Below are 431 nucleotides of genomic sequence, written 5' to 3' on the forward strand. Positions count from 1 at the left end.
AATCAGACCCGAACCAATCTTTTCATAGCCAACCAGTTGCACGTTGGCGGATTTAACCATGGCATCTGCAGCTTCAATTGCGCCAACTAACCCTTTTGTTTCAACCAGTCCTAGTGCGTTGTTCATACAGCGTTTCTCCTGTGGATTATGAGTGGCATTCCCTGAAGGGAATGCCTTTTACCAGGCGGGCAGCGTTATTGCCGATGCTGCGCCGGGTATGGTTATCTTGTTGATACATCAGCGTAAACAGTGGCGCTGATGCCGGTAAGTTTTTGTAATGCACAATCAGCTTTTCCCGGTCGCAGGCTATGCCAACCAACAGGGGGACTTACGAGCAGCCTGCCAGGCGCTATCGATGACTTCACCTGACGGGATATGTTGAATGCGAAAGGGGATGCCTTCCTCTTCAATGCCAAGAAGCACCTCATTCC

The 431-nt window shown here is 50.3% G+C and carries 2 pseudogenes; both read right to left on the minus strand.

Annotated elements, in window-relative coordinates:
* Nucleotides 1-126 (minus strand): annotated as a pseudogene (gene pduJ / locus AC1VNY_RS42735) (propanediol utilization microcompartment protein PduJ); the annotation flags it as partial.
* Between the two features lie 19 nt (nucleotides 127-145).
* A pseudogene (locus AC1VNY_RS42740) lies at nucleotides 146-423 on the minus strand (glycerol dehydratase reactivase beta/small subunit family protein).
* Nucleotides 424-431 lie beyond the last annotated feature (8 nt).

The organism is Bradyrhizobium ferriligni, assembly GCF_056837965.1.